At 65.0% G+C, this 12,937-nt stretch carries 12 protein-coding genes and 1 tRNA gene; 4 read left to right on the top strand and 9 right to left on the bottom strand.

Going from position 1 to position 12,937, the window contains the following annotated elements:
* Positions 1-84: 84 nt before the first annotated feature.
* The gene (locus tag RPC_RS02220) at positions 85-777 is read right to left on the bottom strand and encodes a glutathione S-transferase family protein (protein ID WP_011470922.1); all 693 of its coding nucleotides are present in this window, start codon (positions 775-777) and stop codon (positions 85-87) included.
* A gap of 179 nt (positions 778-956) precedes the next feature.
* Here RPC_RS02220 and RPC_RS02215 point away from each other — a divergent pair, with 179 nt between their 5' ends.
* Positions 957-1,763, top strand: a complete 807-nt coding sequence (locus tag RPC_RS02215; protein WP_011470921.1) for an undecaprenyl-diphosphate phosphatase — start codon at positions 957-959, stop codon at positions 1,761-1,763.
* A gap of 195 nt (positions 1,764-1,958) precedes the next feature.
* On the opposite strand, the gene RPC_RS02210 is transcribed toward RPC_RS02215, so the two are convergent.
* A complete protein-coding gene (locus RPC_RS02210; protein WP_041801299.1) occupies positions 1,959-2,942 on the bottom strand; it encodes a complex I NDUFA9 subunit family protein in 984 nt (327 codons plus the stop codon).
* Between the two features lie 189 nt (positions 2,943-3,131).
* Between RPC_RS02210 and RPC_RS02205 the strand changes: the two genes are divergently transcribed.
* Positions 3,132-3,218 (top strand) — tRNA-Leu (locus RPC_RS02205).
* A gap of 660 nt (positions 3,219-3,878) precedes the next feature.
* Here the strand turns inward: RPC_RS02205 and RPC_RS02195 are convergent.
* Entirely contained in the window at positions 3,879-4,625 is a 747-nt protein-coding gene (locus RPC_RS02195) for a hypothetical protein (RefSeq protein ID WP_157043112.1), read from the bottom strand.
* A gap of 479 nt (positions 4,626-5,104) precedes the next feature.
* Here RPC_RS02195 and RPC_RS02190 point away from each other — a divergent pair, with 479 nt between their 5' ends.
* Positions 5,105-5,443 carry an antitoxin Xre/MbcA/ParS toxin-binding domain-containing protein gene (locus tag RPC_RS02190; RefSeq protein ID WP_011470918.1) on the top strand — a complete coding sequence of 113 codons (339 nt, stop codon included), beginning with the start codon at positions 5,105-5,107 and terminating at the stop codon, positions 5,441-5,443.
* Positions 5,444-6,013, top strand: a complete 570-nt coding sequence (locus tag RPC_RS02185; protein WP_011470917.1) for an RES family NAD+ phosphorylase — start codon at positions 5,444-5,446, stop codon at positions 6,011-6,013.
* Positions 6,014-6,089: 76 nt separating this feature from the next.
* On the opposite strand, the gene RPC_RS02180 is transcribed toward RPC_RS02185, so the two are convergent.
* From RPC_RS02180 to nosZ, 6 genes are all read right to left on the bottom strand, one after another.
* Positions 6,090-7,091: an FAD:protein FMN transferase gene (locus tag RPC_RS02180; protein WP_011470916.1), complete on the bottom strand. Its 1,002-nt coding sequence runs from the start codon at positions 7,089-7,091 to the stop codon at positions 6,090-6,092.
* Between the two features lie 18 nt (positions 7,092-7,109).
* Entirely contained in the window at positions 7,110-7,655 is a 546-nt protein-coding gene (locus tag RPC_RS02175) for a nitrous oxide reductase accessory protein NosL (protein WP_011470915.1), read from the bottom strand.
* On the bottom strand, positions 7,652-8,479 hold the full coding sequence (locus RPC_RS02170; RefSeq protein ID WP_011470914.1) for an ABC transporter permease: 828 nt from the start codon (positions 8,477-8,479) through the stop codon (positions 7,652-7,654). The genes RPC_RS02175 and RPC_RS02170 overlap by 4 nt, the downstream gene beginning before the upstream one ends.
* Positions 8,476-9,381, bottom strand: coding sequence for an ABC transporter ATP-binding protein (locus RPC_RS02165; protein WP_011470913.1), 906 nt, complete (start codon positions 9,379-9,381; stop codon positions 8,476-8,478). Before RPC_RS02165 ends, RPC_RS02170 begins: the two co-directional genes overlap by 4 nt.
* Positions 9,378-10,742 carry a nitrous oxide reductase family maturation protein NosD gene (locus tag RPC_RS02160; RefSeq protein ID WP_011470912.1) on the bottom strand — a complete coding sequence of 455 codons (1,365 nt, stop codon included), beginning with the start codon at positions 10,740-10,742 and terminating at the stop codon, positions 9,378-9,380. The genes RPC_RS02165 and RPC_RS02160 overlap by 4 nt, the downstream gene beginning before the upstream one ends.
* 245 nt (positions 10,743-10,987) lie before the next feature.
* Entirely contained in the window at positions 10,988-12,937 is a 1,950-nt protein-coding gene (gene nosZ, locus RPC_RS02155) for a TAT-dependent nitrous-oxide reductase (RefSeq protein WP_011470911.1), read from the bottom strand.

Here is a 12,937-nt window from a genome sequence, read left to right as displayed (position 1 = left end):
GCCGGCCGTGCCACGGCCCCGGCGCGGCAGCGCACCGTTTCGCGCGGCGCGGCATCCGGAGCACAAGCGCGAGTGCGAGCGCGTTCAGAAATCCAGATCGACGTAGGTGCGCGAGGCCGGCACCCCGGCCAGCCATTCGCTGAGCAACGGGCGGAACGACGGCCGGGATTTCACCCGCGCGTACCACGCCTTTGCGGCTTCGTCCTCGGTCCATGGCACGTCGCCCAGATAGTCGATCGCCGACAGGTGCGCCGCGGCGGCAAGGTCCGCGTAGCTCAATTGATCGCCGGCGAGAAAATTGCGGGTCCGCGCCAGCCAGCCGATATAGGCCAGATGATAGCGCACATTGGCGGTGGCGGCGCGGATCACGTCCATCGCCGGCGGGCCGCCGCCGTCCTCCTCGTTCATGAAGCGCTTGTAGATCCGTTCGGTGACCAGCGGGCCGCTGGCTTCCTCGAAGAATTTTTCGTTGAACCAGGCGACCAGCCGGCGCACCTCGATGCGATCGTCCATCACGGTCGGCAGCATCCTGCGGTCGCCCAGCGCCGGGCCGTGGCTTTCGTCGAGAAATTCGCAGATCACCCCGGCTCCGGGGATCGCCGGGCGGGCGTCGGCGATCAGCACCGGCGTGGTTCCGGCCGGATTGAGCGCCAGGAACGCGGCGCGCCGCTCCCAGGGGCGCTCCTCCACCAGCCGCAAATCAAGGCCGTGTTCCCCCAGAGCGAGGCGGACGAACCGCGACAGCGGGCAGAACGGGTGGTGAAACAACGTGTACATGGGGACCTTGATAGGGATCGGATGCTTAACAAATCCTCACCGTCGGCCTTGCCAGGCGAGCGAAGCGCGCGGGTCAGACAACCGGCGAGTTCGGCATCTTTGGCGTTGCGGCCGTTGGACGAATAGGCGAGAAGAACCCGGCTTTTTCGAGCCGATCCTCACGCAGAGCGGATCAATTCATGCTTTCCGACATCTTAAGAGCGGTCATCCTCGGCATCGTCGAGGGGGTCACCGAGTTTTTGCCGGTTTCCTCCACCGGCCATCTCTTGCTGGCGGAGCGGTTCTTCGATCTCGGCGACACCAATTTCTGGAAAAGCTTCACGATCCTGATCCAGCTCGGCGCGATTCTGGCGATTCTGGCGCTGTATTTCGCCAAATTGTGGCGGATCGCGCTGGGAATGTTCTCCGATCCGGCGGCGCAGCGATTCGTCATCGGGGTGCTGGTGGCGTTCCTGCCGGCCGCGGTGATCGGCGCCTTGGCCGGCGGCTACATCAAGAGCTACCTGTTCAATCCCTGGGTGGTGTGCTTCTCGCTGATCGTCGGCGGCGCCATCCTGCTGTGGGTCGATCAGCTCGACCTGCAGCCGACCCAGGACGAGGCCACTGCGTTCCCGCTGCCGATGTATCTCTACATCGGCTGCGCGCAGTGCCTGGCGATGATCCCGGGGGTGTCGCGCTCCGGCGCCACCATCGTCGGCGCCATGCTGCTCGGCGCCGACAAGCGCGCCGCGGCGGAGTTTTCGTTCTTTCTGGCGATCCCCACCATGGTCGGCGCCTTCGTTTACGATCTGTACAAGAACCGCGCCGACATGACGATGGACCATTCGCTGATCGTGGCGATCGGCTTTGCGGTGTCGTTCGTCACCGCCATCATCGTGGTGAAGAGCTTCCTGGCCTACGTCACCCGCCACGGCTTCACGCTGTTCGCGTGGTGGCGGGTCATCGTCGGCACGCTGGGGCTGATCGCGCTGGCGCTCGGCAAATAGGCCGGGTGAGCCCGCGTGTCCCGGACGTGAAGCAGCGCCCTTGCGCTGCTTCATGAGCCGGGACCATTCCAAACACCGCGTTCCGTAACGGCCCCGGCTCGCCGCGCCCCACGCAAACGCGGCGCGGTGCACCGCGTCCGGGGCACGCTTGTGGTCAATTCAGCGACGCGGATTTGCGGTTGGGGCCGCGAACGCTCAGGAGTTCTTCGGCTCGACGATCTTGCGCTGGAACTGGCCGGTGGCACGGAATCGCCACAGATAGGACGGCGCGATCGCCTGCAGCGAATCCGGCGGGATGCCGAGCCCCTGCAGCGTCAGCCCGGCTGCCTGGGCGGCCTCCGACACTACATTGTCGACCTGCAGCAAGGCCACTTGGTCGGGGGTCAGCTTCAGCGGACCGGGGGCGAATTGCAGCAGCTGCGCCTGCAGCCGCGCCAGCCCGAACGGCAATGACAGCAGGATGCGGCGGCGCTGGATGACGTCGAGGATGATCTCGATCACCTGCCGCATGGTCAGCACTTCCGGGCCGCCGAGCTCGTAGGTGGCGCCCGGCTTGGCCTTGCCGTCGACCGCCTGCGCCACCGCGGTGGCGACGTCGCCGACATAGACCGGCTGCAATTTGGTGGCGCCGCCGCCGATCAGCGGCACCACTGCCGACATCCGCGCCAGCCCGGCGAATCGGTTGGTGAACTGGTCCTCGGGGCCGAACACCACCGAGGGCCGGAAAATCACAGCCTGCGGCACCGCGGCGAGCACCGCCTGCTCTCCGGCGGCCTTGGAGCGGGCATAGAGCGACGCTGACTGCGCGTCGGCGCCGATCGCCGAGACATGCACCATGCGGGCGCCGACCGCGGCTGCGGCCTGCGCAATGGCGCCGGCGCCCTGCGCCTGCACCGCCTGGAATTTCTGCGCCCCGCCCTCGGCCAGGATGCCGACCAGATTGACCACGATGCCGGCGTCGCGCACCGCGGCCTGCACCGAATCGGGATAGCGCAGGTTGGCCTGCACGGCGTGGATCTGGCCGACCTTGCCGAGCGGCTGCAGATGCCCGGTGAGATCCGGCCGGCGCACCGCGACCCGGATGCGGAAATCGCGTTTGGCCAGCGCGCCGACGACATGCCGGCCGATGAATCCCGAACCGCCGAAAACCGTGACGAGGGTGTCCAAATTCGAGGCCATGGGCTGGAATCCTATCGCGAAAAATCGAGGCCGCGGCGCGGCAGCGCCTTGGTGGCGCTCTTGCATCGGCTTTGCAGCCCTGCGGTTTTGGCGTTTTCGCGCTGCGTCGTCAACCAAACGGTGTACGAGGCCGGGGTTCGGCATTTCCGATTTGACAAGCGCCCCCCCGATCCGTACTAACCCGCCCGGGCCCAGGTGGCGGAATTGGTAGACGCGCTGGCTTCAGGTGCCAGTGGCTTCACGGCCGTGAAGGTTCGAGTCCTTTCCTGGGCACCACTCGTGCTCATGCCCAACATATGCCGGCTGCCGTCGTTGCAGCGCGGCCGCGCGCGAGCCGAGCGCACCGCCGCCGATCCGGCGTATTCCGCGATCACGCCTCACGCCCCGCAGCAGCTCAGCCGGCCGTCTTGATCGACCATGCGGGCGCCAGCCCCGACGTGCCTTCATCCGCAACTTATTGGGCGGAGCTTTATGGCGTTCGTCGAGGGCCCCTCCCGCGGCTATCTGGTCTTGAATGCCGCGGACAAGGTTGAGGCGAAGGGGTGCCTGAACGGGGTGGAGAACCGCGTATCGGAGTTCGTGCGATCACAGGTGAAGTACACGCGATTGCGGCCCAACCACGCTTGGCGATATCGGCTGATCACACTTGGGCGGACGCACGGCCTCGACCCAAAGCTGCGCCGCATGATCAAAGGACATGCAGGCCAAAGGCGTTGACGAGCATGGCTATCCAGGGGGCTGGATGGGAGAAGTGCAACCCGCCCAAGTGCGACTTTGCCGCCCGATAGATTGAAGTGTCTGCCTCAGGCTAATCCCCATTGAAATCGTCCAGCTCTTCGCGTCGCCCGAACCGTTTGGTATCAGCAACCGAGAGCAGCTGTTACATTTGCTGCTGCAATTAGAGTTCGGAAGATGCGACAGACGACCGCTGGACGACTATACCCTATGACATTTCCACTGCAGCCACACCTGCGCCATCGCTCGAACCAAACGGCTGGCTTCCTCAAGCGTCATTGATCCTTCGGTCCTGATGCGCTGACGTAAACACCATTCGCGGGAATGCCGGTGAAGTTGCGCGTCGCGTCTAAAGACATCAATGTCATTGGGCCACTTAGGACCGTGCGCATTCTTTCGGCCGACATCGCGGGTCATTACCTCATAAGCCTTATAGAGATCGAACCAATCTGGCTTTGCTCGCAAGTAGGTGAGTACATCTGCAACTGCCCCGTTTTTCAGGCCCACCTCCATCCACAAGGTTTGGTGAGGCTGGGCCGAGGATTGTCCGGCCACTATTCCCCTCGCGCTGACCCCACGCAGGACAACTTGTGCGGAGGCGCAAACGGTTGCGATGATCCATGTTCCGTCTGGTCTTTGTTCATGAATGCCGCCGGTGCTGATCGGCCGCCGTGCCGAGTCATCGACGAACAGGATGCCATTGAGAAAATCTACGATGCGTTGCGCAGCGTCGTGAACGTCCCGAGCACTAGAAAGCACCTCGAACTCCCTCGCAATCAGCACTGTAGCGCTGGGGTCCGAAGTGATCCCACTCTGGATGGAGATTTGAGTGTTCTCATTAAACAAATAGGCGGCCTGCTCAACGTCCGCAGCATCTCCTCGCAGTTCCACGCCCCATCTGGATGGCAATCTCGGAATCTGGAGAATTACATCACCACCCTGCGCCATGGTTTACTGCTCCTATGCCCTCAACCGACTGTCTTCGAGGCAGCGGCTTTTCTAACAAGATTCGGGGGGCTGCCAAGGACTCGGCAATGACGCAGAAGCAATTGCATATCGATTTCAGACATTGCTTTTATGAAATTCAGATGCAATCGTGAATTAGGAGGCGCGATGAACGTTTCAGTCCTCATAGTCAGGCGGAGCCGATCGCTCACATTCGGCGCCCTTTCTCAGATTCCGGGGCAACTTCGCGCCAAACGATTTCTTGAGCCTGACCCGACAACGCCAGGTCGGCTTGCCCAGGGAAGCGGCGATTGCCGGTCGGCCTGTCGGAAATGCCGATGACGAAGGGCCCTCGGTCGGACAGGATGCCGGCTGTCCCAGAGGACCTGCTTAAGACAAGCGAGACGACGGATCAGCGTCCAAGACACCCGCCGCCGGGATCAAAAAATACCAATCAAGTCCAACAGGACAGGCAAGGCTGAATGTCGACAGCAGTGATGAAAATCCTCAACGTCCTGCGGGACGAAGGCGGCCTTCAGGGCAAGGACATCGCCAATATCGTAGCGGTCTCGCCGGCGACCGTGTCGCGATGGTCGAGCGGCAAGGCTACTCCGGATCTCAAAACTCAAACGATCATTGCGGAGCTTCGCTACGTTGTAGATCGGCTTGCCGAATTCTATACCGCGGACGAGACCAGGCTCTGGTTGCACACGCCGCACCCCATGCTGGACGGCGAGAAGGCCATCGATCTCATCAACGCCGGCAAGACCGAATTGGTGCTTGGCATCATCGAAAACCTCGATTCCGGGGCCTATACCTAAGTGTCGGCTGAGATCCGGAAATCTCGCGACGTTGCGTTGCTTGATGCCTTGGACGGCATGCCTCGTCATCATTTCTCCGGCGCGGTCTGGCGTGTGACGCCCCAAGGCCGGGATCCGCTTCTCGCTGGGAAGTCGCAGAGTCGATGGTGCAATGGCACTTTTGACGTTCTCTACACCTCCCTGACCAGGCAAGGCGCGCTGGCGGAAATCTTCGCGCTGTATTCAAGCCAGCCGGTTTTTCCTTCGAAGATCAGATCCGTTGCCCACACGATCGAGGCGTCGTCGGGCCAGACGCTGAGGCTCGTCGACCTCGCCGCATTGGAAAATCTCGGCGTTAGAACGCAGAATTATAGCGAGAGAGAGTACGGCCGAACCCAGGAGATTGCCGACGCCGCCTATTTTCTAGGTTTCAGCGGCCTGCTGGTGCCCAGTGCACGATGGCATGGTGAGAATTTGGTTCTCTTTACAGATCACATCGACCCGGAGGGGTTGCGGGTCGTTGCTTCCGATGCAGACCCGATCGACTGGTCGGCGTGGCGAGCGGAGCGCAGAGGCACGGCACAAGAATAAGCCTTGCTGCAGCTCGGCCGATGCCTCGCCGCTCCACGAGCGACTCGCGCCGCCACCGATCCGGCAGACCCCCACCTCACGCCCCGCAGCAGCTCAACCGACCATCCAGATCCATCATCCGGGCCTGCACGCCCGGACGCTCGCCGACGATGCCTTCGATCTTGTCCCGCGGCAGCAGGCTGAACGCGGTGGAGAGCGCGTCGGCTTCAGTGGCGGTCGGCGCCAGCACGCTGACGCTGCGGTAGCGCGCGGGGCTGCGGCCGGTTGCCGGATCGAACAGGTGGGTGAAGCGGCCTTCGTGATCGAAGCGGAAGCCGGCGCCGGCGGAGGTCGCCACCGCGCGGTCGACGAGATCGATGGTTTCGGTGATGGCGCCGACCTGGTCCGGATCGGCGAGGCCGACGCGCCATGGCGTGCCGTCGGGCCGGGCGCCGAGCGCGCGGATTTCGCCCATGTCGACCAGCGTGGTCGACAGCCCCGCGCCGCGCAACAGCGCCACCACCTTGTCGGTGGCATAGCCTTGCGCGATGCCGTTCAGCGTGATCGCGGCACCCGGCTTCAGCAGCACGACGCGGTCCGGCGTGACCCGCAGCCCGTCATGGCCGACCCGCGCCATGGCCTGGGCCAACGCTTCGGCCGACGGCCCCTCGGGATCCGGCTGCGCCGCGGCGAAATGCGCCTGGTAGAGCCGCCACAGCGGCTGCACGGTGGGATCGAACGCGCCGCCGGTGAGTTGCGCGAAGCGCAGCGCGGCCTGCAGCAGCGTCACCATGTCGGGGTCCGGCGCGATCAGCACGCCGCTGCGGTTGAGGTCGCAGATCGCGGAGTCCGGCTGATACAGGCTGAACTGCCGCTCCAGCCGCCGCACTTCGGCGAGCGACAACGCGATCAGCCGCTCCGCCGCGGCGCGGTCCGGGTGATAGATCTCGAGCGACACCTGGGCGCCGAGCGCCTGGCCCTGCCAGCGCAGCGGCTCGGTGGCGGCGCGCGCCAGACCGGCGCGGCCGAGCAGGCCTGCGCCCGCGGCGGTCGCCGCGATGGTGATCAGGCGACGGCGTGTCAGAGATGGCGTCGGCATCGGCCGCTCCTCGTTCAATCAGTTGGTCCGCACGTCGGAATGCTCAGGCTCGTTGGCCGCCGCCGGCGGCTCGCTGCCGAGCACGTAGTCGGCGGGAATCTTGTCGAACGTCACCACCCGGCCGCCATTCGCCGCGACGAACGCCTCGGCGGCGGCGCGTTCGCCGAACGGCACCGCTTCGGCGGCGCCCATGCCGCCCTGCTTGCGGCCGCCGATCACGAACAGCGCTTTCCTCGCGTCGATCCAGTTGGTGTCGCCCGGCGCGTCCCAGCTCGCCGCGCGGCCCATGTCGGAGACGTAGATGGCGCGGATGTCGCGCGGTTGGTCCGGCATCAGCGTGAAGGCGACGGTGTCGCGGGCCGAGGAGAACCAGTACGGATCGATCCGGCCGGCGGTGATGATCTGGCCCTTGGGGCCGGGATGCTCCATCAGATTCATGCCGCAGAACACCCCCATGGCGTCGGCGTTCAGCGCCACCGCCGGCGGCGCGGTGGCGACGGTGTCCTCTTTGCACCCGGCAAGAGTGACGGCGGCGGCGAGCGCCAGGATCAGACGCAGTTTCATAATTCCCTCCGCGCAAACGACAGCATCGACAGCCCCAGCGGCACCGCGATCCACACCGACAGCCCGAGTAGCAAGGGCCACAGTCCGGGATTGGTGCTGCCGGCGAGCCCGGCCATCCCGGAAAACTGGCTGACGTTGAAGCCGGTCAGATTGGTCAGCCGGTACAGATCGGTCGGGTTGAGAAACAGCAGCGCGTTCAGGATCGGCCCGGAAATGATGCGTCCTTGGTCGACCACCAGGATGCCCAACAGCGCCATGTCGAACACCAGCACCATCAACAGCCAGACCCCGATCGAGAGGCCCGCCGCGGTGCCGCGGTCGCGCACGAGACTCGAGATCAGGTAGCCGATCGCCACGAACACCGCGCCGAGCATCACCGAACTGCCGAGCATGGCGCCGAACGCGTACCAGCTCGCCGCCAGCGCCGAGGCGCCAGTCAGCATCAGCGCGAGGCCGGCGGCGCCGTAGCCGATCACGGTGGCGAAGCCGAGGATCAGCACGTGGCCTGCGAATTTGCCCAAAATCACCTGGCCGCGGCCGACCGGATAGCTGAGCAGCAGAATCATCGTGCCGCGCTCCATCTCGCCGACCACGGCGTCGTGCGAGATCAAGAGGGCAATCAGCGGCAACAGGAAGATGGTCAGGCTGGAGAGCGAGACCACGACGACGTCGAGCGCGCCGGCGCCGACATTGCCGGTCGGCGCGCTGCCGAGGAAGCTCAGCGACAGCGCCAGGGCTGCGAGCAACAGCGTGGTCGCCAGCACCCAGCGGTTGCGCAAGCCTTCCTGGATTTCCTTGGCGGCGATGATGGCGATGGTTCTCATGCGACCGGCTCCTGCAGATTCAGGAAATGCGCGTAGAGCTCATCCAGCGTCGGTGCGGCGATCTCGATATTGCGCACCCGCGGATCGGCGGCGGCGTCGCGCAGCAGCGCCATCTTCTGCGCGTCGTCCGGCACCAGCAGCACATGGCCCGGCGCCGCGGCGTCCTGCGGGCCATTCATCCAGTCGGGCACAGCGCCGTCGTCGGCGAGCTCGATCGCGACGCGGATCGGCAGCTGCGAGATTTTGCGCAGCTCGCTCATCGTGCCCTGCGCCGCCAGCACGCCGCGGTTCATGATCAGCACGTGTTCGGCGCGGTCTTCGAGTTCGTTCAGCGCGTGCGAGGAGATCAGCACGGTGGCGCCGTCGTCGCGCAATTCATCGAGGATTTCGTAGAAGGTCTGGCGCAGCGCCGGGTCGAGCCCGGTGGTCGGCTCGTCCAACAGCAGCACGCGCGGCCGGCCGAGCAGCGCTTGCGCCAGCCCAAGCCGCTGCCGCATGCCCTTGGAATAGGTGCCGACCTTGCGGTCGGCGGCGGGGGCGAGCCCAACGCGCTCCAGCAATGGCCAGGCACTGGCGGGCGCGATCTGTTTCAGCCGCGCGTAGAACGCCAGCGTCTCGCGGCCGGTCAACGCCGCATTGAAGGCGACGTTCTCCGGCAGATAGCCGAGCAGCCGGCGGCCGGCGAATTCGCCGGCTGCTGGGTCTTCGTCGAGCACGCGGATGTCGCCGTGTTCGGCGCGGATCAGCCCCAGCATCAGCTTGATCAGCGTGGTCTTGCCGGCGCCGTTGTGGCCGACCAGCGCGCTGAGCCGGCCCGGCAGCAATTCGAACGACACATCGCGCAGCGCCCGCACCGCGCGGTAGCGCTTCTCGACGTGGCTGACGGTGACGGTCGCGGTCATGGCTGGCCCCGCGTCGCAGAAGGCTTCGGCGGCGGCGCGATCAGCGGATGGGTGTCGATCACGCCGCCGGGATACAGCGCCGGAAACTGGCTCTGCGCCCAGCGCAGCACCTGCACCGCCGGGCTGTTGATCAAGACTTTCGCCGACGGCGCGGTCCACAGCACGCGGTCGACCAGATCGTTGGGCCGATAAGCGGTGTCGGCGATGCCGTCGCCGTCGAGATCGAACGCCGGGTTGTCGCTCCAGTAATTGCCGCGGCCGCCCTTCGACCAGTCGAGGTTGCGGGTGCCGACATATTTCACCTGGTTGCGGTTGCCGATGAAGGCGTTGCCGGTGATCTCGTTGCCTTCGGAGCCCGCGGTGAAATGGATGCCGATGCCGCAGCGCTCGAACCAGTTGTCGCGAAACTTGTTGTGGTTGGCGTTGTAGATGAACACGCATTTCTGCGGGCCGTCTTGCGACGATCCGGCTTGCGCGGGCTTGGCCTCCGGCAGCATGCCCTTCTCGTCGTCGCTCCCTTCGTCACGGCCGTTGCCGATATTGGCGAGCGAGCCGCCGCTGACGCGGTTGCCCTCGATCGCGGCGTAGTTGGCGTAGTTGAACAGCAACCCGTAGTCGCGGTCGCGATCCGAGACGTTGCCGCGGATGGTCAGCCGGTTGGAATACATGATGGCGAAGCCGGCGTGGTTGCCGATCGAGAGGTTGCCCGAAACTTCGCTGTCGTTGGTGTACATGTAGTGCACCGCGAAGCGGACGTTCTCGAAGCGGTTGTTGATGAAGCGATCGTTCTTGCTGGTGATGGTGAAGATGCCATCGCGGCCGTAGCGGAACGTATTGTCGGCGATCGTCACCTCGGGCGCGTTCCACACCGAAACGCCGTTGCCGGCCTCAGCGAGTCGGATGTCGCGCAAGCCTTCGATCACGTTGCCTTGCACGCGCGATCCGGTGGCGCCGTGCACGTAAACGCCGAACAGATTGCCCTGCAGCCGATTGTTCTCGACCAGTGCGCGCTCGGCGCTCTGCTCGAGGAAGATGCCGGAATCCATGGTCTGCAGATCGCGGCCGGAGTTTTTGATGGTGAGGCCGCGAATCACCACATCCGGCGCGGTGACTTTGATCACCGTGCCGGCGCCGTTGCCGGCCAAGATCGCGCCGGGTTCGCCGGCAATCGTGAGGCGCCGCGCGATCGTGATCGCGCCGGGATGCTCGCCGGCCGCAACCGCGATGACGTCGCCGTCCTGCGCGCGGTCCAGCACCGCCTGCAGCGGCTGCCCCGGCGCCACGCCGATGGTCTCCGCGAGTGCGGAGCTGGCGGCGGCGGCGAACAGCACCGCGGGAATGAGACGCAACCGAAGCGGCACGTGTGGTCCTCAGAGTGTGACGCGAAAGGCGTTCAGGTAACTCGAGCGTTTCAGTTCGTTATCGGCGTGCCCCGGACGCAGTGCACAGCGCCGCGCTTGCGGCGTGGTGCGCTGCAGATCCGGGGCCGTTACGGAACGCAGTGTTCGTAACGGTCCCGGTTCTGCGGGGGCGGCGCGAAGAGCGCCGCTCCGCGCCCGGGACACGAGTCCCATTAGGGTTCAGTTTCGTCCTGCCGCCGAAGTCGTCACACCGTCTTCGGTTCGACCAGCATGCGGCCTTTCATCTCCATGTGCATGGCGTGGCAGAACCACGAGCAGTAGTACCAATACACCCCGGCGCGATCGGCCGAGAACGTCACCGAGGCGGTGGCCTGCGGGGCCACTTCCATCTGGATGCCGTAGTTGACGATCGAGAAGCCGTGGGTGAGATCCTCGACGTCGTCGATGTTGGTGACGTAGACGGTCACCTTGTCGCCCTGCTTGACCTGGAACTTCTCCAGCCCGAACGCCGGCGCCTGCGAGGTCATGTAGACCCGCACCTTGTCGCCGTCGCGGATCACCTTGGAGTCGCTCTCCAGTTTGACGCCGTCGAGCTTGGCCTGCTTCACCGCGTCCTCGAACATCGGATCGGCCCGGTTCCAGATCGAGATCGGGTTGATCTTGGAGCGGTGAACGATGGTGGCGTCATGCGGCTCGGCGAAGCTCGGGCCGTCGTGGATCAGCTTCATCTTCTCGCCGGAGATGTCGATCAGCTGATCGTTCTCCGGCTTCAGCGGGCCGACGTTGAGGAAGCGGTCCTTGGAGAACTTGTTCAGCGAGATCAGCCATTTTCCGTCGGCCTCTTTGGTCTGACCCATCGAGGAATGATTGTGGCCGGGCTGATAGTGCACGTCGATCTTGTCGATGATCGGGTCGACCTTCTCGCCCTTGAAGGCGCGCTTGGCGAGATCGATGTTCCATTTGCAGATCTGGCTGTCGAGGAACAGCGTGGTGTAGGCGTTGCCGCGGCCGTCATAGGCGGTGTGCAACGGGCCGAGCCCGAGCTGCGGTTCGGCGACCACGACGTCGCGCGGCTTGATCTTGTCGTCGAACAGGTCGTCGAATTTGCGCACGTCCATCACCGTGACGGTCGGCGACAGCTTGCCGTTGGCGACGATGTGGATGCCGTCCGGCGCGGTGTTCATGCCGTGCGGGCTGTTGGAGACCGGCACGTAGCGGGTGTAGCGCGAGCCGTGGCGGCCGTCGATCACCGGCACGCCGCCCATTTCCTTGAAGTCGCCCTTCTTCACCGCCTCTTCGATGCGCTTGATGTTGAAGATCACCACCCAGTCCTGCTCGTTGGCGGTCATCTCCGCGGCGTTGACGCCTTCTTCGGAGTTGTAGCAGGTCGCGAAGGCATATTTGCCCTGGTAGTCGGCGTCGACATTGTCGAGATTGCCGTCGACCATCACCTGCCAGGCCACCTTCATGGTGTCGCCGTCGATCGCGGTGAAGATCGCGTGATAATCCTTGGACTTGTCGAGATTGCTGCCGTCGTTGGGCAGCGGCACGCGGTCTTCGCCGTTGCAGAACACGTAGCCGGTGCGCGGATATTTCTGCACCCGCAAGCCGTGCACGGTGTGCTGGTTCGGCAGCTGGATGATCTTGTCGCATTTCATCACGTCGAGCCGGACGCGTGCGACGCGGGTGTTGGCCTTGTCGTTCATGAAGGCGTAGCGGCCGTCATAGGTGCCCTCGGTGAACGACAGATGCGGGTGATGCAGATCGCCGTTCATATAGGTGCCGCCGCGGGTCTTCAGGAATTCGCGGCTTTCCGGCAGCAGCCCTTCGGTCAGAATCTTCAGGCTTTCATTGGTCTGGCCCCAGCCGGTGGCGCTGCAGCGGTTGAACACCGGCACCCGCATCAGTTCGCGCATCGACGGCAGGCCGACGATCCGCAATTCGCCGGTCTGGCCGCTGGAGAAGAACGTGTAGTATTCGTCGAGTTCGCCCGGGGCCACCTCGGCCTTCTGGATCGCCGGACGCGCCGGCAGCGTCGGCGCGGCTTTGGTCTGGGCGTCGGCCGTGGCGATCAGCCCGGTGCCGTCGCCGGTCAGCGCGATCCCGCCCGCGAGGCCGACACCGGCCGCCGCGGCCGTGGTTCCGAGCAGCGTACGCCGGCTGACACCCTTACTGTCCTTCGTGTTGTCGGTCAT

It is taken from the genome of Rhodopseudomonas palustris BisB18 (genome assembly GCF_000013745.1).
Taxonomy (GTDB): Bacteria; Pseudomonadota; Alphaproteobacteria; order Rhizobiales; family Xanthobacteraceae; genus Rhodopseudomonas_A; species Rhodopseudomonas_A palustris_F.
Note: the sequence above shows the minus strand (reverse complement) of the source record. Positions and strands in the feature narration are given on the sequence as shown.